The organism is Stieleria magnilauensis, from assembly GCA_007753675.1.
Taxonomy (GTDB): Bacteria; Planctomycetota; Planctomycetia; order Pirellulales; family Pirellulaceae; genus Stieleria; species Stieleria magnilauensis.
The window spans coordinates 152,123-175,481 of sequence record CP036432.1 but is presented as its reverse complement, the minus strand read 5'-3'; the positions used below and the strand labels follow the sequence as shown (position 1 = coordinate 175,481).

General features: G+C 59.6%; 15 protein-coding genes. 8 read left to right on the top strand and 7 right to left on the bottom strand.

All coding sequences use genetic code 11. The features are described 5' to 3' along the window. Positions 1 to 686: 686 nt before the first annotated feature. Positions 687 to 2,000, bottom strand: a complete 1,314-nt coding sequence (locus tag TBK1r_RS00655) for a Gfo/Idh/MocA family protein (RefSeq protein ID WP_145207054.1) — start codon at positions 1,998 to 2,000, stop codon at positions 687 to 689. Between the two features lie 249 nt (positions 2,001 to 2,249). Between TBK1r_RS00655 and TBK1r_RS00650 the strand changes: the two genes are divergently transcribed. Beyond that, positions 2,250 to 2,615 (top strand): hypothetical protein, encoded by a 366-nt coding sequence (locus tag TBK1r_RS00650; protein ID WP_145207053.1) that lies wholly within the window; start codon positions 2,250 to 2,252, stop codon positions 2,613 to 2,615. Positions 2,616 to 2,857: 242 nt separating this feature from the next. Here TBK1r_RS00650 and TBK1r_RS00645 read toward each other — a convergent pair whose 3' ends face one another. From TBK1r_RS00645 to TBK1r_RS00635, 3 genes are all read right to left on the bottom strand, one after another. After that, positions 2,858 to 4,567, bottom strand: coding sequence for an IS1182 family transposase (locus tag TBK1r_RS00645; RefSeq protein WP_419580133.1), 1,710 nt, complete (start codon positions 4,565 to 4,567; stop codon positions 2,858 to 2,860). Between the two features lie 435 nt (positions 4,568 to 5,002). Further along, positions 5,003 to 6,070 carry an SAM-dependent methyltransferase gene (locus TBK1r_RS00640; RefSeq protein WP_145207052.1) on the bottom strand — a complete coding sequence of 356 codons (1,068 nt, stop codon included), beginning with the start codon at positions 6,068 to 6,070 and terminating at the stop codon, positions 5,003 to 5,005. A 20-nt stretch (positions 6,071 to 6,090) separates the two neighbouring features. After that, positions 6,091 to 7,281: an amidohydrolase family protein gene (locus TBK1r_RS00635; protein WP_145221879.1), complete on the bottom strand. Its 1,191-nt coding sequence runs from the start codon at positions 7,279 to 7,281 to the stop codon at positions 6,091 to 6,093. Between the two features lie 179 nt (positions 7,282 to 7,460). On the opposite strand from TBK1r_RS00635, the gene TBK1r_RS00630 reads away from it, so the two are divergent. From TBK1r_RS00630 to TBK1r_RS00620, 3 genes are all read left to right on the top strand, one after another. Next, complete coding sequence (locus tag TBK1r_RS00630) at positions 7,461 to 9,797, top strand: serine/threonine protein kinase (protein ID WP_145207051.1); 2,337 nt, start codon at positions 7,461 to 7,463, stop codon at positions 9,795 to 9,797. Between the two features lie 203 nt (positions 9,798 to 10,000). Continuing rightward, positions 10,001 to 11,710: an IS1182 family transposase gene (locus tag TBK1r_RS00625; protein WP_419580133.1), complete on the top strand. Its 1,710-nt coding sequence runs from the start codon at positions 10,001 to 10,003 to the stop codon at positions 11,708 to 11,710. Positions 11,711 to 11,997: 287 nt separating this feature from the next. Continuing rightward, entirely contained in the window at positions 11,998 to 13,707 is a 1,710-nt protein-coding gene (locus TBK1r_RS00620) for an IS1182 family transposase (RefSeq protein ID WP_419580133.1), read from the top strand. Between the two features lie 643 nt (positions 13,708 to 14,350). On the opposite strand, the gene TBK1r_RS00615 is transcribed toward TBK1r_RS00620, so the two are convergent. Continuing rightward, positions 14,351 to 14,812 (bottom strand): FHA domain-containing protein, encoded by a 462-nt coding sequence (locus tag TBK1r_RS00615; RefSeq protein WP_145207048.1) that lies wholly within the window; start codon positions 14,810 to 14,812, stop codon positions 14,351 to 14,353. Positions 14,813 to 14,948: 136 nt separating this feature from the next. On the opposite strand from TBK1r_RS00615, the gene mnmL reads away from it, so the two are divergent. Both mnmL and TBK1r_RS00605 read left to right on the top strand, forming a co-directional pair. After that, positions 14,949 to 16,034 carry a tRNA modification radical SAM protein MnmL/YtqA gene (mnmL, locus tag TBK1r_RS00610; RefSeq protein WP_419580818.1) on the top strand — a complete coding sequence of 362 codons (1,086 nt, stop codon included), beginning with the start codon at positions 14,949 to 14,951 and terminating at the stop codon, positions 16,032 to 16,034. Positions 16,035 to 16,350: 316 nt separating this feature from the next. Further along, positions 16,351 to 18,345: a TolC family protein gene (locus tag TBK1r_RS00605; RefSeq protein ID WP_419580817.1), complete on the top strand. Its 1,995-nt coding sequence runs from the start codon at positions 16,351 to 16,353 to the stop codon at positions 18,343 to 18,345. On the opposite strand, the gene TBK1r_RS00600 is transcribed toward TBK1r_RS00605, so the two are convergent. Then, complete coding sequence (locus TBK1r_RS00600; RefSeq protein WP_145207045.1) at positions 18,331 to 19,614, bottom strand: hypothetical protein; 1,284 nt, start codon at positions 19,612 to 19,614, stop codon at positions 18,331 to 18,333. The genes TBK1r_RS00605 and TBK1r_RS00600 overlap by 15 nt on opposite strands. A gap of 212 nt (positions 19,615 to 19,826) precedes the next feature. On the opposite strand from TBK1r_RS00600, the gene TBK1r_RS00595 reads away from it, so the two are divergent. Together TBK1r_RS00595 and TBK1r_RS00590 are read left to right on the top strand one after the other, a co-directional pair. After that, positions 19,827 to 21,341, top strand: a complete 1,515-nt coding sequence (locus TBK1r_RS00595; RefSeq protein ID WP_145207044.1) for a sulfatase family protein — start codon at positions 19,827 to 19,829, stop codon at positions 21,339 to 21,341. A gap of 37 nt (positions 21,342 to 21,378) precedes the next feature. Beyond that, positions 21,379 to 22,206, top strand: coding sequence for an alpha/beta hydrolase (locus tag TBK1r_RS00590; protein WP_145207043.1), 828 nt, complete (start codon positions 21,379 to 21,381; stop codon positions 22,204 to 22,206). A gap of 4 nt (positions 22,207 to 22,210) precedes the next feature. Here the strand turns inward: TBK1r_RS00590 and TBK1r_RS00585 are convergent, their stop codons facing one another. Then, positions 22,211 to 23,284 carry a DinB family protein gene (locus TBK1r_RS00585; protein ID WP_145207042.1) on the bottom strand — a complete coding sequence of 358 codons (1,074 nt, stop codon included), beginning with the start codon at positions 23,282 to 23,284 and terminating at the stop codon, positions 22,211 to 22,213. Positions 23,285 to 23,359 lie beyond the last annotated feature (75 nt).

Genomic DNA, 23,359 nt, shown 5'->3' with positions numbered 1-23,359 from the left:
AAGCCTGCACACCAGCGCACGTTGGTGTCTAGCCTTGAGGCGATTCCTCACGCGCTGCGAAGCAGCAAGACGAGCGGCTGAAGCCTGCACACCAGCGCACGTTGGTGTCTAGCCTTGAGGCGATTCCTCACGCGCTGCGAAGCAGCAAGACGAGCGGCTGAAGCCTGCACACCAGCGCACGTTGGTGTCTAGCCTTGAGGCGATTCCACACGCGCTGCGAAGCAGCAAGACGGGCGGCTAAAGCCTGCACACCAGCGCACGTTGGTGTCTAGCCTTGAGGCGATTCCTCACGCGCTGCGAAGCAGCAAGTCGAGCGGCTAAAGCCTGCACACCAGCGCACGTTGGTGTCTAGCCTTTAGGCGATTCCTCACGCGCTGCGAAGCAGCAAGACGAGCGGCTGAAGCCTGCACACCAGCGCACGTTGGTGTTTAGCCTTTAGGCGATTCCTCACGCGCTGCGAAGCAGCAAGTCGAGCGGCTAAAGCCTGCACACCAGCGCACGTTGGTGTCTAGCCTTTAGGCGATTCCACACGCGCTGCGAAGCAGCGAGACGAGCGGCTGAAGCCTGCACACCAGCGCATGTTGGTGTCTAGCCTTTACGCGATTCCGGCTCGCTGCGGAGCAGCGAGACGGGCGGCTGAAGCCTGCACACCAGCGCAGGTTGGTGTCATCACCACTCGCTACGACTTACGCGAAGGGGTCGTACTGGCCCGGGACGGGGATCGGGTACTTGCCGTCGGGTCCGGGCAGTGCCGACTCCGGCGGCGGGCTGTCGACGGTGTAGTTATCGATCCCGGGTGCCAACTCGCGTCCCTTGTTCAGCAGATCATCCCACTTGATGACCTTGCCGCTGTAACACGCTTCGCGGCCCAGGATGGCGGTGAACGTGGACAGCGCGCCGTACTCACCTTCGTTGTAGATCTCTCCGCGGGCGAGTGCCGCGATCAGATCGTTCTGTTCTTGCTGGTGGCCTTGTTGACGCTCGCCGCTGAATTTCCAATCACCGCCTTCTCCGGAGATTTGCGATCCGGAGACATTGGCGGTTCCCTTGGTGCCGTGGGCGTACTCGGCGACCTCAGTCCACGAACCTTTCAAGTGACGACCTTGGCTGAACATTTTGGTGCCATCGGCGAAGGTGTATTCGCAGAAGGTGTGGTCAAAGATCTGACTCTTGGTCGGATCGCCATCCATCCGATGCTCACGTCCGCCCATGCCGTTGCACTCGACAGGGTACTCGCCTTTGAGCCAGCAACCGACGTCCAGGTTGTGGATGTGTTGCTCGCAGATCTGATCGCCGGAAAGCCAGTTGAAGTGGTACCAGTTGTTGCACTGGAATGCCATTTCGGTCTGCTCTTCGGTTCGGTTGCGGTACCAGATGCCGCCGCCGTTCCAATACACGCGGGTGGCGATCACGTCACCGATCGCACCGTCGTGGATCCGTCCGATCGTTTCCAGATACTGAGCTTCGTGACGGCGTTGCAGTCCAATGCCGACCATCAAGTTCTTCTTCTTGGATTCTTCAACGCTGGCCAACACACGTCGGACGCCGGTGGCATCGGAGGCGACCGGTTTTTCCATGAAGATGTGCTTGCCGGCTTTGACGGCCGCTTCGAATTGTTGCGGTTTGAAGCCGGGAGGCGTGGCGATGATGACCAGATCGGCGTCGACTTCGAGCAGTTTCTTGTAGGCATCGAGTCCGACGAACTTGCGATCGGCCGGCACATCGACCTTGTCCTTGTAACGCTTGGACAGGGAGTTGATCGTGGCCGAAGCCTTGCCGTCAAACGCATCGGCAACGGCAACCAACTTGGTGTTTCCGCCGGATTTGAAAATATTGACCGAAGCACCGTTTCCGCGGCCGCCGCATCCGATCAGGGCAAACTTGATTTCGTCGCTCCCTTGGGCGTGAGCGGTGCGGGCGATGGTGCTGGTCAGGGTCGCGCCGGCAGCCGCGGCAGTGGAAGTTTTCAAGAAGTTACGTCGGCTAGGATGATTTTCCATCTGTTGGTCCTTTCGGAATGATCAACTCGGCGGGCGGCGATGCGACAGGTGCGTCGTCGGCCGGCGAGTTTTTTAGGTATGGGAGTTCGGTGGGCAACAAGATCACGCTGCTGTATTGTAAAGGCAATCGCGCCCCATTTGACTTTGCATGCACCGTTTTCTGCGAAGGTTTTTTTCTGCCAAACCGTTTTTTCTCGGTCGGGGCGGCGACACCCCAGACCTCGTGCGACCGCGCCGCAGGAGCAACCGATGTTGAACCCCAGCGACCCGACACCAGAAGACCAAGTGGACGAGACGTCCCCGACCAACCGGCCCGCGACGAAACAGCCACCGAATGCCGGATTGCCGGTCGAATCCGCAGCGCCGACCCCGCCGGCATTCGGTTGCATTGTCTATTTCGCCTGCCACGACGGCATATTTCGCGGTCGCGTCGCCAATCTGGCAGAAATTGAGGTATCGGCATCCAGCCAACGCGAAATGCTCGGACAAATCGTCGCACGCTTCAAATCGAGCGTCGCCGACAGCCTGACCAAAGGCGAGACGCCCGCGTGGATCGTCCCGCCGGCAGAAAAACGGCCCGGTGAAACCAAGCTGTTTCTGCCGGTGCATTTGTAAGCCGCCCTTGCATCGGGATGACCCGCCTGACGCGACCCCGGAGGGCGTCGCTGTGAAGCATTTTTTAGCGGTAGGGCGCGAGCGGCCTGTCGATTTAGTTCCTGGGGACGGTTGATTCGATTTTGGTTCCGGACGAGGCTTTTATGGTGCTATGCGGGGCATCCAGAGTCGTTGGTAAGCGTGTTGACGGGATCGTGGCGTTCGCTTGTGGCGGATTTCGTTCGAAATGCCCCCTATCTCCCCTAGTTTGCTGTTCCGAGCGATTGTGTCGCCGCGGCGGCGCGCAGCTTCGCCAAGTAACTCATGATTTTCTTCAGATTGAATCCGGTCGCCGCCCAGCGCCATTCTTGATTCACACCTGCGATACCTCGAAGCAGGAATCGCCGCATATCAAGCGTGCTCTTGATCACGGCGAAAGGCGTTTCACCGAAATGCTGACGACGAGAGTAAGCCTCTTTGGCTGCAGGCGTTTCCATTCGCGCACGCTGCCGACGTCGCGCTCCTTCATGCTCATCATGCATCGTCTCGCGACCACGTGGCGGGCCAGGCTTGCGACCACGTCGCTTGCCCGCTCGCTTGTCCGACGAGGTCGCTTCGCTGGACTCCTGGGACGATGCCTCGCTGCTGCTTGCCTCGTCTTTTGGCTTCACGTTCTTGCGACAACGCCCAGCCAGCGTGCAGCCCTCGCATTCAAAACAGGTGTAAACCTTTCGCTGCACCGGAGAGCCGTCGCCATGCGTCGTGTTCTCGGTCGTCCGATGTGAAAGCACTTTGCCTGCCGGGCAGTAATAGCAGTCGTTCGCTTCGTCGTACACAAACGCTGCTTTGTCAAATCGTTTGGTTTGTGGATTAACCGGCAACTGATCAATCTGATCGGCGGCAACGGGCTCAGTCAAATCCGAACGCTCGGCAGGGTTGTTCTCGCGATTGGTTTCGGCAAGCGGGCCAATCAGTTCGATCTGTTTTTCCTCAGCCGCAGTGAGGTTTTTGCCCGTCGTGTAAGCCGAGTCAGCCATGACTCGCTTAATGTCAATTCCAAAGTCGTTGGCCACACAGTCGACGATGGTGGCAAATTCGTGGTGTTCGACGTTGCCGATCAAGACGTCCGCCGCAACGATCAGGCCGCTCTGCGTTTCGGTCGTCGCCATCGGAGTAAAGTTGGCTGCGTAACCACCCTCCTTATTGGGAAGAATGCGACTGTCCGTGTCAGTCTTGGGTAACTGGGCGGGGCCCTTCGTCCCATTTTTCCTGCGGACTTCGTCCATCGCATTGACCGTCTCCAGATGAGCGGCCAGTTGTGAGCGGCGTGACTTCAAGTTGGCGACGGCGGCGGGGAGGCGGTCCGCCGAAACGTCCTGGCCGATGAGATCTTCGTCGCATGCGTCGTTGACTTCGAAGGTTTCCAGGGCCTCATCAATTTGCGCGTCAAGTTCTTCGAGTGCTTTGGCTAATCGTTTGGCCGTCCAAGTCTTGTATTTGTTGGCGTCAGCCAGGATGCGTGTGCCGTCGATGCACAGTTCCGAGAGATTGGCGATCCCCAGGTTGATCGCCAGCTTGACCATTTGTTTGAAGATGCCTTTGACTGCATCACTATTGTTTCGGCGGAAGTCGCTGATCGTGCTGTGATCGATGCGGCGACCGCTGCTAAGCCAGATAAAATCGATCGAATGCTTGAGTTCGTATTCAATGTTCCGGCTGGATCGGATTCGCCGAATCATGGCAAACAGCAGGATCTTTGCCATTACGCTGGGATGGATCGGCGGCTGACCGAATCCGCCGTTGTAGGCCGCCTCCCAATCAGTCCAGTCCATCTGATCGAGGATCTCGTCGACCAAGCGAACGGGATGATCCTGAGGGATGAGTTCCTCCAGGGCGGTGGGAATGAGGACCAGTTGCCCGCGTGGTGTAGGAGCTTCCTGCCAATAGCTGGTCTTGGGTTGTCTCTGGCTCACTGGGCAAGCCTCCCTGCGTGAGAAGTGAATCGCGACGACGATCCGCCAAGAATAGCAAACATCGTGACGATGCCTACTAAGCCACCTCCCCTCGTTTTGTGGATACACTAAACCGACAGGCCGCGAGCCCTCCGGTGTTGCGGGAACGAAGAGGGACCGGAGGGCTTGCGCCCTGCCGCTAACACCTCGTCAAACGCAGGGAAAAAATACTTCACAGCGTTACCCGTCCGGGGTCGATGGGATTTTGAGGCGCGCTTCCCGGAGGTGGCGCTGCGCTGACCTTCGGCTGCTCGCTGTAATCCCTCCGAGATAGCGTCGTCTCATGCGCGAATCGGCTGATACCGCGCGCCACCAGCCGTTTGGCGCGAGCCTACGGGCCTGCCCTGGTCAAAACCTTGTCGATTTAGCGGCAGGGCGCCCGGCCGACCGGCCGCGTCACCGCAACTGCACGGCGATGCAGACTTCACAGCGGTTTCGGGCAAGCTGACGCACTTGCACGTCGACCGGATTCCACGTCTGGATCTGCTCCAGCCAAGCGTCGATTCGCCCCGCCGCGTCGTAGTTGCCCAGCTTCATCGTCAGCAACATTCCCGCCAGCGAGCACTCACGGTGCGTCACGATGTGCTCGATCGTCGTGAGTGTCTTTTCGGGTTTCACGTTCGAATCGGCCAACAGCCATTTGACGTTGCGAAACTCTCTGCGGGGCAGATCCCCGGCGCGGGCGCGGAGGTGTTTGAATCGTGGGTGATTGGCAATCCGCTCGTCCATTTCCGCCGGATCGATTCCGATCACCTTCAACCCCAATTCGAGGAGCCGCCCGCAGGCACCACCGGGGGCGCTGCCGATTTCGACCACCACGTCACCGGGCGCGAAATCAAAACCGCTCCAGGTGATCGATTCGGCGGCTTTGTAATAGGCACGTGAGATCGGTTCATATTGCGGCTCGATCGGCTGCACGCCACCGGGCCACCGCGAATGCCACTTGGCTGCGGTGTGCCAACCGATCATCCAATCGTCCGGATCGACCAACACCAGATCCAGCACGCGTTCACCGGGCTCGGCGATGCGATTGGGTTGATCGCCGCGGACCCATCGATCCGCAAGTGCCGTGTGGACTCGCTGGGCGACCAACTTGGAGACTTCATCGACCCCGGGTTCGAAACCGAATTTGCCGATCGGCAACCGGTCGCGCGGCCAGACGTGCAGTTGATCAAACGTCCGCCCGCCGGCAAACGTTTCGTCCAGCAACTCGACCAGGCGAGTCACCTGGGTTTCGCCATCAGCGCCTTTCAAATGGCCGATCGAGTGCGCCGCGGTGCGGATGAAGGTCCCGCCGGGCAACGGCATCTGCTGATCGTGTTTGGCGGTGACGAAGCCGGGCCGTGAAAACGCCAACCGCCAACCCGCCGCGGCGATCGATTGTTTGACCTGTTTTTCGGCGCCATTGGCGCAGCACAACATGGCAAAGGTTGGCTCGGTGGTAGGTTGATCAGAAAATGTCATGGTTCATCTGCAACAAGTCGCTACGGTTTCGTCCATTTTTCAAGCCGCTGGCGAATCCCAGGGATCAACTTGCTGGCGTTTTCGAAATACAGTTTTTTCAACACCGCGTCCGGCAGATCGACACCATAGATCTGCCACAAGCCTTGCGGCGGGGGCACTTTTTCGCTGTACGGAAACGATTCGTCGCGGGTCTCGAAGAATCGCCAATACAGCCGGAGACGGGTCTCGGGCCAGGGCCCGTCGGTGCCGAACAAGAGCCGGTCTTGATAGCGAATCAGAAACTCCCGCGCGGTGAAGGGTTGCCGCCCCAGCTCGGCGATCCGCGACGCCGGTTCGATCCACAGATTCGGATACTCGTCCAGCCACCCGGCGACGACCTTTAAGTCTTCGGGGTTGTTGGCGACATGGGCACCGATGAATTGCGTGTTAGGATGACGGGCGATCACCCGGTTGCGGGCCTCGAAAAGTTCTCGCCGCGATGGATAGGCGTCGCCGTGAAAGCTCCAATCGGGGTGACGACTGAGTTCTTCCCAGCGCTCGTTGGTTTCATCGATGGGATCGAAGAAGGCGGCCGGGTCGGCGGTGTGAATGATGATCGGTAATCCCAGCTCGCCGCACTTGGCCCAAATCGGATCCCACCGCGGATCGTCGATCTTGATCAAGGTCCCGTCAGGGTTCTTGTACCGCAGCCCGAATCGCTTGAACAGCTTCAGTCCACTGACGCCCTGTTTGGCGGCTCGTTCGAGTTCAGCGGCGGTGCGGTCGGCGAACCCCGGCCGGTGACACGGCCACAACGCGGGTTGGTCTCGTGGCGCGTTCCCCTGCCAGTCGATGTTGGCAAAGATCGCAAAGCGATCGCGATAGTCGGTCCAGAGATACTCCATGTGGTGATCGAGTTGAGCGCCGAGTTTCCCGTCCAGAGAAATACAAATCGCGATGTTGTTGCGATCCATCAAGTGGACAAAGTCATCCAGGGCTTCTTTGCTATCACGCAGCCGGTGGTGGAAATGGGTGTGAACGTCCACGACCGGCATCGCCGCAGAGTGTCGCGGAGTTTGGGGCACCACCAGTTTCGAATTGGGACGAAAATTCCGGAGCAATAGTTCGCGTCCGTCACGCCCATCGAGCGGCAGCTGCAAGGGCGACGCAGCCGGTTCACCCCCGGCCTGCCGACGTGTGTCCTGCGGCGGCGGATTTTGGGCGATGGTCATTTCCGGAGCGATCCAGGCGCCGGCCAGGACGAAGACGACGGCGACGGCGACGGTCAAGGTGCCAAACGGGATTCGCGGCGGTAGACGAAGGCAGCGTCCGATGCAAAGCTTTGTCGCCACCGCGGCGACCGTGGAGGCCCCGGCCGCTACAATAAAAAACGGTGATCGTGGAAGATGAAATGGCATCGAAGACGAGCGAGGGGCTCCAAGAGGGCGAGAGTGACGGAGTGAGCAACGAAGACCAAACGCAGTATCAAACCGAGGGCGGCCGATCGACCAGCAAAAAGCTGTCGATGCAGGCAACGACGCCACCGGCCGATGTCCCAGGGTATCGGCTGGAACGGTTTTTGGGCAGCGGCGCGTTCGGCCAGGTCTGGGTCGGGCGGGATCTGAACACCGGTCGACCCGTCGCGATCAAGTTTTTCTTGCACCGTGGCGGGGTGAATTGGTCGCTGCTGAGCCATGAGGTCAAAAACCTCGTGCAATTATCCTCAGATCGCCACATCGTCCAAGTGCTGGAAGTCGGCTGGGACAGCGATCCGCCCTATTATGTGATGGAGCTGGTCACCGGGGGGTCACTCGAAGACGAGCTGACCGTGCGTGGGGCGTTGCCGGTTGCCGAGTCGGTCCAGATGTTTCGCAAGATCTGCGTCGGGCTCAACCACAGCCACAGCAAGGGGGTTTTGCACTGCGATCTCAAGCCGGCCAACGTCCTGCTAGGCGAAGACCACGAGCCCCGGTTGGCGGATTTCGGCCAGAGCCGAATGACCCACGACCAATCGCCTTCGTTGGGCACGCTGTTTTACATGGCCCCCGAACAGGCCGACCTGGAATCCACACCCAGCAGCGCGTGGGACGTCTACGCCGTCGGCGCGATCATGTACCGGATGCTGACCGGCGGTCCGCCGTATCGCGAAGATTCGATCATCGAACAACTCGACACCGCCGGTTCGCTGCCCAAGCGGTTGCAGCGATACCGCGAGTCGATCCAAAAAGCCTCGCCGCCGGTTCGGCACATCCAACGCGCCGGCGTCGACCGTGAATTGTCACGGATCGTCAGCTGCTGTTTGGCGGCCAATCCCGACGACCGCTTCACCAACGTTCAAGAAATTTTGGACCGTTTGGATCGCCGAGACGAACTGCGCGCGAAACGGCCGCTGATGGTGCTGGGAATTCTGGGGCCCATTTTGCTGTTGGTCGTGACAAGTATTTACGCGATCCGCACCATCAATCGCGCCAGCGAAGAAACGAAGCTGGCGTTGCGCAAAGAAGCGTTCAGCAGCAACGAGTTGGCGGCAAAATTTGCCGCGCGAACACTCGAAAGCGAATTGGAACGCTATTTCCGGCTCTGCCGCGACGAGATCAACGAGCCGGATTTTCGCGCCACGCTCGCCGCCGCACTCGATGACCCCGCGGTCAGTCGCAATCTAAAAATCATCGCCGACCAGGGCACCAGCGCCTTGGCGTTGAAGATGGTCGAGACGCGCGACACCCTACTGGACCTGCCCGCCCGCATCGCGTTGGATGAGTATCTCGACAAACGCTTGGAACAATACACCGATGAGGCGGACGATTCGCGGGTCCCACGTTTGGCGACGATGTTTGTGACCGACCGATCGGGGACGATTTTTGCAATCGCTTACGACAACCCCGTCGCGCGCGAACAAAACAGTGCCGGACGCAACTATGCGTACCGGACGTATTTCCACGCCCTCAAGAATGATCTGCCCCGAGACACGCCGATCGACTCGATCAAACCACTCGATCACATGCACCTGTCGGCCGCTTTCCAATCGACCGCGACGGGGTTGTGGAAAGTCGCGATCAGCGGGCCCATCTACTTGTCCGGCGACCGGTCCGGCGAACCCGACGCCGTGTTCGTGGCCACGGTCAACTTGGGTGATTTCGAATTGCTGCAAGGCGACGAGGGTGCCAACCAGGTCGCGGTGCTCGTCGAGGCCCGTGAAGGCAAGGTGCGGGGAACGATCTTGCAACACCCGTACCTGGAGGCCCGACACCGGGCCGGGATGCGCAACGCGGGCGACCCGTTCAAGGTCGACGCGGAAAAGATGGACGATCTGTTGCGTGGCGGCGATGTCGACTACCAAGATCCCGTGGCCGTCGCCGACGATGGCCAGGCCTACGGGGGGCACTGGATCGCGGCAATGCAGCCGGTCGCGGTGCCCGGTGAAGGCAAGTTTGGTTCCGGCGGCGACAACCAGGCCGATCTACTGGTGCTGGTCCAATACCGGCTGAGCAAAGTGTTCGCGCCGGTCGCGGCGATGGAGCAAACGTTGCACTGGGAGGGGGCTGCGGCAATGCTTTCGATCCTGGTGGTCAGCGGCACGCTTTGGATCTTTGTCCGCCGGGTCGGCGATGATCGCGTCCATCGCAGACATCACCGAGATCATGACGAGCCGGAGGCGTCGGCGACCGAACGTGAATCCTCCCAACGCGACACTTCCAAACGCGCCGCGGACGTTGACGTGACCGAAACGCAGCAGATGACACCGTAGCTGAGGGCATTCGCGTGTCGGCCGGCGGGAGCCCAGTGTCACTTACTTTGGCGCTGAGGGAGATAGCGGAACGGCGCAAGCGGCCTGTCGGTTTAGTGTATCCACAAAACGAGGGGAGGTGGCTTAGTAGGCATCGTCACGATGTTTGCTATTCTTGGCGGATCGTCGTCGCGATTCACTTCTCACGCAGGGAGGCTTGCCCAGTGAGCCAGAGACAACCCAAGACCAGCTATTGGCAGGAAGCTCCTACACCACGCGGGCAACTGGTCCTCATTCCCACCGCCCTGGAGGAACTCATCCCTCAGGATCATCCCGTTCGCTTGGTCGACGAGATCCTCGATCAGATGGACTGGACTGATTGGGAGGCGGCCTACAACGGCGGATTCGGTCAGCCGCCGATCCATCCCAGCGTAATGGCAAAGATCCTGCTGTTTGCCATGATTCGGCGAATCCGATCCAGCCGGAACATTGAATACGAACTCAAGCATTCGATCGATTTTATCTGGCTTAGCAGCGGTCGCCGCATCGATCACAGCACGATCAGCGACTTCCGCCGAAACAATAGTGATGCAGTCAAAGGCATCTTCAAACAAATGGTCAAGCTGGCGATCAACCTGGGGATCGCCAATCTCTCGGAACTGTGCATCGACGGCACACGCATCCTGGCTGACGCCAACAAATACAAGACTTGGACGGCCAAACGATTAGCCAAAGCACTCGAAGAACTTGACGCGCAAATTGATGAGGCCCTGGAAACCTTCGAAGTCAACGACGCATGCGACGAAGATCTCATCGGCCAGGACGTTTCGGCGGACCGCCTCCCCGCCGCCGTCGCCAACTTGAAGTCACGCCGCTCACAACTGGCCGCTCATCTGGAGACGGTCAATGCGATGGACGAAGTCCGCAGGAAAAATGGGACGAAGGGCCCCGCCCAGTTACCCAAGACTGACACGGACAGTCGCATTCTTCCCAATAAGGAGGGTGGTTACGCAGCCAACTTTACTCCGATGGCGACGACCGAAACGCAGAGCGGCCTGATCGTTGCGGCGGACGTCTTGATCGGCAACGTCGAACACCACGAATTTGCCACCATCGTCGACTGTGTGGCCAACGACTTTGGAATTGACATTAAGCGAGTCATGGCTGACTCGGCTTACACGACGGGCAAAAACCTCACTGCGGCTGAGGAAAAACAGATCGAACTGATTGGCCCGCTTGCCGAAACCAATCGCGAGAACAACCCTGCCGAGCGTTCGGATTTGACTGAGCCCGTTGCCGCCGATCAGATTGATCAGTTGCCGGTTAATCCACAAACCAAACGATTTGACAAAGCAGCGTTTGTGTACGACGAAGCGAACGACTGCTATTACTGCCCGGCAGGCAAAGTGCTTTCACATCGGACGACCGAGAACACGACGCATGGCGACGGCTCTCCGGTGCAGCGAAAGGTTTACACCTGTTTTGAATGCGAGGGCTGCACGCTGGCTGGGCGTTGTCGCAAGAACGTGAAGCCAAAAGACGAGGCAAGCAGCAGCGAGGCATCGTCCCAGGAGTCCAGCGAAGCGACCTCGTCGGACAAGCGAGCGGGCAAGCGACGTGGTCGCAAGCCTGGCCCGCCACGTGGTCGCGAGACGATGCATGATGAGCATGAAGGAGCGCGACGTCGGCAGCGTGCGCGAATGGAAACGCCTGCAGCCAAAGAGGCTTACTCTCGTCGTCAGCATTTCGGTGAAACGCCTTTCGCCGTGATCAAGAGCACGCTTGATATGCGGCGATTCCTGCTTCGAGGTATCGCAGGTGTGAATCAAGAATGGCGCTGGGCGGCGACCGGATTCAATCTGAAGAAAATCATGAGTTACTTGGCGAAGCTGCGCGCCGCCGCGGCGACACAATCGCTCGGAACAGCAAACTAGGGGAGATAGGGGGCATTTCGAACGAAATCCGCCACAAGCGAACGCCACGATCCCGTCAACACGCTTACCAACGACTCTGGATGCCCCGCATAGCACCATAAAAGCCTCGTCCGGAACCAAAATCGAATCAACCGTCCCCAGGAACTAAATCGACAGGCCGCAAGCGGCCTGTCGGTTTAGTGTATCCACAAAACGAGGGGAGGTGGCTTAGTAGGCATCGTCACGATGTTTGCTATTCTTGGCGGATCGTCGTCGCGATTCACTTCTCACGCAGGGAGGCTTGCCCAGTGAGCCAGAGACAACCCAAGACCAGCTATTGGCAGGAAGCTCCTACACCACGCGGGCAACTGGTCCTCATTCCCACCGCCCTGGAGGAACTCATCCCTCAGGATCATCCCGTTCGCTTGGTCGACGAGATCCTCGATCAGATGGACTGGACTGATTGGGAGGCGGCCTACAACGGCGGATTCGGTCAGCCGCCGATCCATCCCAGCGTAATGGCAAAGATCCTGCTGTTTGCCATGATTCGGCGAATCCGATCCAGCCGGAACATTGAATACGAACTCAAGCATTCGATCGATTTTATCTGGCTTAGCAGCGGTCGCCGCATCGATCACAGCACGATCAGCGACTTCCGCCGAAACAATAGTGATGCAGTCAAAGGCATCTTCAAACAAATGGTCAAGCTGGCGATCAACCTGGGGATCGCCAATCTCTCGGAACTGTGCATCGACGGCACACGCATCCTGGCTGACGCCAACAAATACAAGACTTGGACGGCCAAACGATTAGCCAAAGCACTCGAAGAACTTGACGCGCAAATTGATGAGGCCCTGGAAACCTTCGAAGTCAACGACGCATGCGACGAAGATCTCATCGGCCAGGACGTTTCGGCGGACCGCCTCCCCGCCGCCGTCGCCAACTTGAAGTCACGCCGCTCACAACTGGCCGCTCATCTGGAGACGGTCAATGCGATGGACGAAGTCCGCAGGAAAAATGGGACGAAGGGCCCCGCCCAGTTACCCAAGACTGACACGGACAGTCGCATTCTTCCCAATAAGGAGGGTGGTTACGCAGCCAACTTTACTCCGATGGCGACGACCGAAACGCAGAGCGGCCTGATCGTTGCGGCGGACGTCTTGATCGGCAACGTCGAACACCACGAATTTGCCACCATCGTCGACTGTGTGGCCAACGACTTTGGAATTGACATTAAGCGAGTCATGGCTGACTCGGCTTACACGACGGGCAAAAACCTCACTGCGGCTGAGGAAAAACAGATCGAACTGATTGGCCCGCTTGCCGAAACCAATCGCGAGAACAACCCTGCCGAGCGTTCGGACTTGACTGAGCCCGTTGCCGCCGATCAGATTGATCAGTTGCCGGTTAATCCACAAACCAAACGATTTGACAAAGCAGCGTTTGTGTACGACGAAGCGAACGACTGCTATTACTGCCCGGCAGGCAAAGTGCTTTCACATCGGACGACCGAGAACACGACGCATGGCGACGGCTCTCCGGTGCAGCGAAAGGTTTACACCTGTTTTGAATGCGAGGGCTGCACGCTGGCTGGGCGTTGTCGCAAGAACGTGAAGCCAAAAGACGAGGCAAGCAGCAGCGAGGCATCGTCCCAGGAGTCCAGCGAAGCGACCTCGTCGGACAAGCGAGCGGGCAAGCGACGTGGTCGCAAGCCTGGCCCGCCACGTGGTCGCGAGACGATGCATGATGAGCATGAAGGAGCGCGACGTCGGCAGCGTGCGCGAATGGAAACGCCTGCAGCCAAAGAGGCTTACTCTCGTCGTCAGCATTTCGGTGAAACGCCTTTCGCCGTGATCAAGAGCACGCTTGATATGCGGCGATTCCTGCTTCGAGGTATCGCAGGTGTGAATCAAGAATGGCGCTGGGCGGCGACCGGATTCAATCTGAAGAAAATCATGAGTTACTTGGCGAAGCTGCGCGCCGCCGCGGCGACACAATCGCTCGGAACAGCAAACTAGGGGAGATAGGGGGCATTTCGAACGAAATCCGCCACAAGCGAACGCCACGATCCCGTCAACACGCTTACCAACGACTCTGGATGCCCCGCATAGCACCATAAAAGCCTCGTCCGGAACCAAAATCGAATCAACCGTCCCCAGGAACTAAATCGACAGGCCGCGAGCCGTCCGGTTCCAGCTTGGAAACACCGTGAAAGACCGGAGGGCTCGCGCCCTGCCGCTAACAAATGCTGAGGGAGATAGCGGAACGGCGCGAGCCGTCCGGTTCCAGCTTGGAAACACCGTGAAAGACCGGAGGGCTCGCGCCCTGCCGCTAACACATACTGAAGGAGATAGCGGAACGGCGCGAGCCGTCCGGTTTCGGCTCGGAAACACTGTGCAAGACCGGAGGGCTCGCGCCCTGCCGCTAACACATACTGAAGGAGATAGCGGAACGGCGCGAGCCGTCCGGTTTCGGCTCGGAAACACTGTGCAAGACCGGAGGGCTCGCGCCCTGCCGCTAACAAAAGTCCCCCGCAGCTGCAAAGCGGCTGGCGGAAACGCGCGATGCCTGACGGCATCCGTAGAATCGCCTGAAGGCTGGACACCGACACGTGCCGTCAACTGAGCGTTCCCGCCTCCCATGTCGGCCAGCGATGTCCTTCTACTCGGGATCCTTGTTGCCGAACGGTCGCTTGGTGTCCCGTTTGCTGAGCCCGGCGCGGTCCATCAGCGAGCTCCGCATCAATTCGTCCAAGTACTCGTCATCGGCCGGCGGGGGCCCGTAGGCGCCGAGCGTCTGCGGATCGTATTCGACCAAGTACTCATGGCGTGCGATCGACAACTTGCACTTCGGATCGAGCCGTTTGCGGATGACCGGTCGGCCGTCGACTTTCACACCGTTGCGGCTGTTCATGTCGCGGATGAACCAATAGCCGTGCTCCAGGGAGAGCCGGCAATGCTGGCCGGAGACATTATTGAATTTCAGCTGGACGTCGCATTCGGAGCGTCGGCCGATGGTCAGGCGATCTTTGATCAGCGGAATCGGGTCGCCGCCGCCGACGGGCGTCAACTGTCCGTAGGGGCCGGCAAAATCTAGGTCTTCGTCGTCGTCGTAATAATTCACCGTCGTCCTCGCGGGATGTGGCGGAACTGTCTGTCGCGGTAGACTGGTAGGGATCAGAACAAAACAAATGATAACGGGCGGGGTCCCCGCCACCTACTACTATCGATCCAGTACCATTGTTTGGCAACGGACTCCTTTGACAAATTCTCATTGTAACGATCGTTTGGCCTGGCAACGCGAAGGTCTACCCTTCAACGCGTTCGGCGCCGCCCTGCGTCGCCGGTTCGGCGGGCGGGTCCAGCGGGTCAGCATCGACGCCGGTTTCACCTGCCCCAACGTGGACGGCGCGGTCGCCCGCGGCGGTTGCAATTTCTGCGACAACCGTTCGTTCAGCCCCTCGCGACGAGTACGGCTGAAACGAGTCAGCGAGCAATTGGAGGGCGGCATCACCAGCGTTCGGCGGCGCTACAAGCAGGTGGCCGGTTTTTTAGCGTATTTTCAGCCCGCGACCAACACGTACGCCCCGGTCGACCAACTCGAAGAAGTCTTTCGGATGGCGCTCCGCTGGCATCCCGATATCGTCGGCCTGGCGATCGGAACCCGCCCCGATTGTGTTCCCGAGAGTGTCATCGAGTTGACTCGCCAACTGGCCCAAGATCACTATGTTTCGTTGGAGTTCGGGATGCAAACGATGCATCAGCCGGGACTCGACTGGATGAATCGCGCCCACACCCACGATCACCTGATCAATTCCATCGATCGCAGCCGCGGACAAGGCTTCGAGTGTTGCGTCCACATCATTCTGGGGATCCCCGGCGAAACCCACGAGATGATGATGCAGACCGCCGACGAAGTGGCGCGACTCGGTTTCGACGCGATCAAACTGCACAACCTGTATGCCGTCCAAGGCACACCGCTGGGGGAAGAAGTTGCCAGCGGTAAAATTCAGATGATGCAACAGGACACTTACGTAAACACCGTCGTCGATTTCCTGGAACGCATCCCCCCCACAACGATCGTCGAACGAATCAGCGGTGATGCGCCACCCAAGTATCTGATCGCCCCTCAGTGGTGCCTGGAAAAGTCAACGTTGAAGCTTCAAATCGAAGCCGAATTCGCCCGCCGGGGCACCCGCCAAGGCTCGCTCTATCGCCCACCGGCACTGTTGCCCGAGAACCGCCCGCGACCGGCCGACAACACGCCCGCATCGATCCGTTCCCAAATCGACGTCCGCGGCCGATTGCCGGTGCTGAAGATGGAAGGCGCACCGGGGCAAACCTAGTGCTCCGGCCACTTTTATTTTGACGAAGCACTCCAGCAATTTTACCGGGCTAACCATCGAAAATCATTCCCACCGATGGCAGCGACCGTCGTAACACGCACGAACGTACCGGCATGAACATCTGTCACAAAACGCTGCCGGGGCGACCTCAAACCGTGATCTGAGTGTCGGCTCGTGAAGTCCGCCATCGCGAGTGACCGAAAACCCTCAACATCGGAATCGTTGCCCTCCCCACACGGGCATTCCGCCAGGCGCCGCCGATCAATGATCGCGTGCCGAATGCGTTCACTTGCCCCACATGAACAGAATCAACGTGATGTTTTCACTTCGTCAAGGATTGACGATGTTCGGTCGTGCGCCCACCGCGCCGACTCTCAACAAGCAATGGAACGTGGACGTTTCGGCGCTCGCACGACTTTCGCTCGTCGCGATCACCGTCTCCTGTGCCCCCATCGATCTCACCGCGCAGTCCTCCCCAACGGCAGCGCCATCGGCTGCTTCGGTGACGACCGCTTCGGTCGCGAACGACCAGACGCTTCGACACGTCCATCAGCACCTCGAAACCGACGGGGTTCATGCCGCCGACGCCACGTTCGACCCCGGCTGGTGGCAACCCCTGGTGTCGCAACCGATCCGCCCGGAAGTTCCCTCGGCGGCGCTGACCTTGGACGACACGTTGCTCCGAGCGTTGGAGCACTCCAGACAGATCCAAGTCTTTCGCGACTTGCCACTGATTCGCGAGACGACGATCATCGAGGCCGACGCCGCCTTTGACTGGACCGCGTTCACCGAGGCCCGCTGGGACGACACCACCGACCCGATCGGGAATTCATTGACGGCCGGTGGCGACGTCCGATTTTTCGAAGACCATCGCTTGAGCGCGCGGGCGGGATTGCGTCGACGGACACGCTCCGGTGCCGACCTGGAACTGTATCAACGACTCGGGTTCCAAGACAACAACTCCCAGTTCTTCGTGCCCGATCCGCAAGGCACGGCGCGGTTGAACCTGTCCTTCACGCAACCACTGATGCGTGGCCGCGGACGCCAGTACAACGAAAGCCTGGTGTTGCTGGCCCAGATTGACAAGAACGTCGCCGAAGATGAAGTCCAACGCCAACTTCAATCTCACCTGTTAGAAGTCGCCCGATCGTACTGGGCATTGCACCTCGAACGAGCGGTTTTGTACCAAAAGATCAACTCGTACATCCGCGGCAAAGACGTCTTTGACCGGTTGAACCAACGACGCGAAGTCGACGCCCGGCTGACGCAGATCATCAGTGCAGAAGCGACGCTGAAATCACGCGCCAGCGAACTGGTCCGCGCCCGTGCCGCGGTCAAGAACGTCGAGTCACGACTCCGATCACTCGTCAACGACCCGTCCCTTTGCGACGTCGAGATCATCCCGATCGACATGCCGGTTTTCGAAAGCCTGCCGGTCGAACTGGATGAATCGATCACCATCGCGTTCCAAAAACGACCGGAACTGCAACAAGCGATCAAGAACATCAAAGCGGCTTCGGTGCGTTTACAAATGGCCAAGCACGAACTGTTGCCGGTGCTGGATCTGGTCACCAATTTCTACCTGAGCGGTTTAGAAGGCCAGGGGCAAGCCTTCGACGCTTGGGCGAACCAGTTTGATACCGGGCGACCCAGCTACGGACTTGGGCTGGAATACGAACTCCCAGTTTTTAACCGCGCCGCCAACGCTCGACATCGACGCCGGCAATTAGAAATCCGTCAACTTCGCAATCAGTACGCGACCACACTGGAAACCGTCCGATTCGAAGTCGAAGTCGCCGCCCGTGAATGCATGACTTCCGAGACCGAACTGTCGACCAAGCAGCACGCGATGCAGGCCCGTAACGCGCAACTCAATGCGTTGACCAAGCGATGGCAGCAGCTGCCCGGCGAAGACGTCACCGCCAGCTTGGCCCTGGAAAACTTGCTGATCGCCCAGGACGCACTGGCGGTCGCCGAATACGAATACCTGCAGTCTCAACTGACCTTCAAACTGTCGATTTTCAACTTAAAACGCGCCACCGGAACGTTGATTCAATCCCGACCGATCGAGCTTTGTCCCACCGACTTGGCAACCGAACCTGTCACGCAAACGAATCAACGGCAACCGCACTCAGACAAACCGCAGCCGCAATCCGACACGCTACCGTCGTACATCAGCCAGCTGCAGACCGCTGAAACACAGGCTGCTGAAAGGCAGCCCGCCGAACCGCCGACATCCACCGTCCGCCGAGACGATTCCGACCACGTCGCTCACCCACAACCTTGGTATCGAATCTCAGGCATGCGCTGATGGGCGTCCCGCTGATTGAACAATCTGCCCGACGACACTGACGTCGAAAGGCCCGGCGACACGGCTGACGTCTGCCTGGTCAGCGACAAAGACCCGCACGTCACGGCGATCCAATCGATCCAAATCGACATCGCCGGCAAACCGCCATTCACGTTCCTGAGTCCAATCGTACGTCGTGCCGACGGATTGAAATCGGAACCGGTCTGTTTCTGCAATCGTCTTACGCTGTTCGGCGCTGCCGTAGATCACCGACTGGGCCCCCGCGGCGATCGCAGCCGACTTGCGGATCGCAACGCCATACGGCTCGTAATCCCAGCGGTGCAGATGCGGACGATAACTTCGCCGCGAAAGCAACCGTTCGAGTGACTCCTCAGAAAAACAAACCACCGGCCAGGCCCGATCGCTCGCGATTGCCGATCCGACCACGCGCCGCATGCGAACGATTCGCTGCAAGGAGTCCAACGGCGTGCGTTTGGTGATGGTTGCCAACGTGGTGTCGCCCAACAACAAACCGTCGCGGTGCTGTCGGTCGGTTTGTCCCGGCCAGGGACCTTGGCTGACCCGCGTGCAATGAACCAGCCACTGGCCACGCGTCGTTGCCCATTGCGGCGATCGACACACCGCCGAGAGACGTCTCGGGACACCGCAGTCCGAATCGCGACTCCCCTGATCGGAAACACATTCGGTCACGCTCGGACGACAGTACCATCCGACGGCACCACATCCCATCAAGTCTCGCGCCGCGCGTTGAGCGGTCTTGTCGACCGAACCATCGTGAACGGCGACGCGAACGGTGGGCCGATGGTCTCGATCCAGCCGCAGTCGCAACGATCGTTCGACGTTGCCCTTGCGGCGGCTGAACACACAATCCACACGATCGGCCAAGGCGACGACGACCCAATCGCGACTGAGCGTTCGGTCGCCGCAAACCTCGATCCGACGCTGCAATCCCGCTGACCGATTGGACGTCGCCGAATCATTGACGAACACACCTATCACCGGCACCGAAAAAAGATCCGCGGCGCGGACCGCCCAAGATTCGATCGCCGATCCCGCCGCGACCAACAACACGTGCCCGGCTTGCCGCGCCTCGATCATCGATCGGCTGATGTAACGACACACCTCGGCATGCAACCGCGTCGACGTGCCGAGGTGGCTGGAGGTCAACGCCAGCCAGGTCCGCCCGCGCAGCGAGTCCACGTCAGCCGCCGCCTTCACATCGGCGTTGATTTCAAACCGCTGTAAACGATCATTAAGGGTTTCCATCATCCGCGTGACTCCCCGCCGCTTTTCCGCGGCCAAAAAATCCGTGGGTTCGCGCTGCCATCCGTGGGCCCAGTGATTGTTTCATTGTTCCGCAAGTTACAGCCTGTCCCCTTTTCCGCGGCAAGATCTTATCGCGCGACACATCGATTTCGAGCACCGATTAAGCTAGGGAGCCATTTGAATTCCTTTTTTCACTGTTTGCCAACAGGCTGAAAATGCTATCAAACCTCTTTCGGTACAGCGTACGACTTTCGTTTGCCTGCATCGCACTGCTTCACGCCTCGCTGTCGCTGGCCGCGGATCGGCCCAACGTCATTTTATTTATCGCCGACGACGTCAGTTGGAATGACTATGGATGCTATGGCAATTCGGCCGCCCGCACGCCGAACATCGACGCACTGGCCGGCGCCGGCATCCGTTTCGACCGCGCCTACTTGACCGCCAGCAGTTGCAGCCCCTCGCGCAGCAGCATCATCACGGGGCGTTACCCGCACAACAATGGCAAGGCCGCGGAACTGCACCAACCGATCTCGTTGCACTTGCCATGGTTCCCCGAAATCTTGAAACAGTCCGGGTACTACACGGCGCTGTCGGGCAAGCACCACATGAAATCGACCGCGCCGGGCCCAGGCCAGTCGCCACGGCCGGATGCGTTTGACCACGTCGACACGGGCAAGACGAAAGGGGACACGAGTGGTTCGGCAAATTGGTTGAGCGTGACGCGCCAGCGACCCAAAGACCAACCGTTCTTCTTTTGGTTTGCGTCCTATGATGCGCACCGCGGCTGGGACGCCGATCAACAATGGAAGCCGGACGAGTACGGACCGAAACACCGCCCCGAGGATGTGGTGGTGCCGCCGTTTTTGTCCGATGACGCCAAAACGCGTCAGGACCTGGCGTCGTACTACAACGAAGTCACGCGATTCGATTATCGCATCGGCGTCGTCGTCGACGAGCTGCGTCGCCAGGGGGTTTTGGACGACACACTGATTTACGTTTTGGCCGACAACGGGCGGCCGTTCCCACGCGCCAAAACCCGGCTGCACGATTCCGGGATGAAGACGGCTCTAGTGGCCCATTGGCCAAAGGGAATCAAGTGGACCGGCGCCAGCGATCAGCTGGTCAGCGTGATCGACTTGGCGCCGACGGTGCTGTCCGCAGCGGGCTGCGAGACCCCCGAGACGATGCAGGGTGCATCGATGTTGCCGCTGTTCGAACAGGCCTCGGCCTCGATTCGCCGGTATGCGTTTTCGGAGCACAACTGGCATGATTACGAAGCGTTTGGCCGCAGCGTGCGCGACGGGGATCATTTGCTGATCTTCAATCAACGGCCCTACCTGGCATGGCAGGGTCCGGCGGACTCGGTCCGCAGCGATTCGCACCAGCAACTGCGTGCCCTCCGCGCGTCGGGCCAATTGAGCGACGCTCAGGCCGACGTCTTTTTGACACCGCGCCCGAGCGTGGAACTGTACAACGTGAAGACCGACCCCCATCAGTTGAACAACTTGGCCGCACAGCCCGAACACACGGAAACCCAAACGCGGCTCAAGGCAGTGCTGGACGAGTGGATGGAGGCGACCGGGGACAGCGTGCCGGAAAAACTTTCACCGGACACCTTCGATCGCGAGACCGGCAAACCGCTCGGCAAGGATTCGATCGATGCCGCAGGCGCGACGACGCCCGGGGAAGACCGCTCGGCCGACCAGATCAACGCGCCCGGACCGATGTGAGCTAGACAACGGCCGACGCGACGACCAAGATGCTGGCATGATTCGTTCTTTCCGTCGCCATCTGTTGGATCGTTTCGTTTTGCGCCCGTCGCGAAACGAGTTGGTCTATGCGCCCAAAGAACGGGTGCTGGTAACCGTCGATCGTGTGACGGACGAGTATTTTGTCGAGTACCGCCGTTCGCGGGGCGATGGAACAACCGCCGAACTCTCGCCCGATCATCAACCGCTGGATTTGATGATCCTGAAATTTCCCGGGACGGCGGGCCGAGCGGAGCGCGCGTCGGATTGGCCGTGCCGATTCCTTCCCGAAGCGACGGTCAAGATTTGCACCTGGAACGCGCCCGGTTATGGCGCCACCAGCGGTCGCCCGACGCTTGCCAATATCGCCCGCCGCGCGTCGCGGTTTTGGTCCCTGGTCACCAGCGGTTTGCCGGCCCGACGTCCGCGGATTTGGTTGGTCGGCAATTCGCTCGGTTGTGCGACGGCAACCTACGTGGCGTCACAGGCGAACGTTCAGATCGAGGGGTTGATTCTGCGCAATCCGCCGCCGCTGATCCAAACCGTCAAACGCGTCGCGCGGCGCTATCCGCTGGGGCATCTGACCGACGCGATCGCCGAGAGCGTTCCGGCGGAGATGAATCTGTCGCTGACGGCGCCCCTGGCCCATGTCCCGACGGTGATGCTGCAATCCGAGCGGGATCAATTGGTTCCACCGTCCTTGCAAATGGAAGTGTTTGACGCGTTGCCGGGACCGAAACAGTTGGTGGTCATGGAGGGCTTGGACCATGACGGGATTGCAACGGACGAACACGAAAACGAAATCGCCCGTGCCATCCAATGGCTGTGGCAACAGTCCAGTCGTTGACGTGTCAGCGCGACGAGAGCGCGGGCCAATACAGCATGTCGAGATTTCGGATACGTCCCCCGGAGCGACGCAACATGTTGAGCACCTGGGCTCGGTGGTGTGTTCCGTGTAGCGCCAGGTGCAGTGCCGATTCGCCAATGCGAAATGCCGTCGGCGGTCCGTCGGGCTCGATCGTGACGACGTCCATCGCGACGGCCGAATCGACGCCGGCCAGGAACTCGTTTCGCTGCTTGGCGACTTTTGCCCAAGCCTTTCGGATCGCCACCAACGGAGTGTCGGGTGCGGATTGGGGAAACGCTCGCCGGTCGCCGTTCCAGTTTTCCACCCACCAACGATCGGCATTCATCAGGTGCAGCAACGATTTCCGAATCGATCCGCATCCCATCTGAAAATCGCGATCGAGCGCGGCGACTTCGACGGTGTCACAAAAGGACAGGATTTCGTTGTTCGCCCAGTCCTGGTACTGGAAAAGCCGTTCGATCAGGGCGGCATCGTAGCGGGGATCCGGCGTCTGAATCGTCGCGACCTCCAACCCGAACGCTTGCAGCTGCTCAACGGATTCAGGCGACTGCTCAACCGTCGTGGCCGCCAACCGATAAAAGATGTAATCCAGACCGGCGGGAACCGTGCGATCGAATTGTTTCAAGAAATGCAGCGATTGGGCGCGATGGTGAACGCCGTGGTTGGCGACGTGCAGCAGCAGATCAAAAAGCGAATGCGTGAATTCGGTTTTCTTGCTGTCCTGATACGTGATCGGCTCACGCCACCGAGTGGCGCGATGGATTTCGATCAGCGACCGCCGCTGTGCAGCGACTTCCGCCAATCCGGCAGAAAACTCGTCCAAGGACATGCCGTCCGGGTCGGTCGGAAACGGCCGCCACGGGGCTCCCGTCCAACGCTCCATCCAGACACGCTCGGCCGTCAACAGGTGAAATAGGGTGCCGCGTAGCGTGCCAAAACCGAGTTCGCGTTTTGCGTCGAGTTGTGCATCACGCAGCCCTTCGCAGAGCGTGGCGATTTTTGTGTTGGCCCAGCGGTTGTAGGCAAACAGATCGTCAATCAATTCGTAAGCAGTCATTTCGCGGCGGTGGCAAAGTGATAGAAATCCAGCGTGATTGTCGGCACGCCTCGCCGCGTAACTTGACAACAGAAC

Bases quoted from the DNA above. Each gene is read 5' to 3' on its own strand.
- TBK1r_RS00655 (WP_145207054.1), bottom strand. From the start codon at position 2,000: ATGGAAAATCATCCTAGCCGACGTAACTTCTTGAAAACTTCCACTGCC.
- TBK1r_RS00650 (WP_145207053.1), top strand. From the start codon at position 2,250: ATGTTGAACCCCAGCGACCCGACACCAGAAGACCAAGTGGACGAGACG.
- TBK1r_RS00640 (WP_145207052.1), bottom strand. From the start codon at position 6,070: ATGACATTTTCTGATCAACCTACCACCGAGCCAACCTTTGCCATGTTG.
- TBK1r_RS00635 (WP_145221879.1), bottom strand. From the start codon at position 7,281: ATGACCATCGCCCAAAATCCGCCGCCGCAGGACACACGTCGGCAGGCC.
- TBK1r_RS00630 (WP_145207051.1), top strand. From the start codon at position 7,461: ATGGCATCGAAGACGAGCGAGGGGCTCCAAGAGGGCGAGAGTGACGGA.
- TBK1r_RS00605 (WP_419580817.1), top strand. From the start codon at position 16,351: ATGTTTTCACTTCGTCAAGGATTGACGATGTTCGGTCGTGCGCCCACC.
- TBK1r_RS00600 (WP_145207045.1), bottom strand. From the start codon at position 19,614: ATGATGGAAACCCTTAATGATCGTTTACAGCGGTTTGAAATCAACGCC.
- TBK1r_RS00595 (WP_145207044.1), top strand. From the start codon at position 19,827: ATGCTATCAAACCTCTTTCGGTACAGCGTACGACTTTCGTTTGCCTGC.
- TBK1r_RS00590 (WP_145207043.1), top strand. From the start codon at position 21,379: ATGATTCGTTCTTTCCGTCGCCATCTGTTGGATCGTTTCGTTTTGCGC.
- TBK1r_RS00585 (WP_145207042.1), bottom strand. From the start codon at position 23,284: ATGACTGCTTACGAATTGATTGACGATCTGTTTGCCTACAACCGCTGG.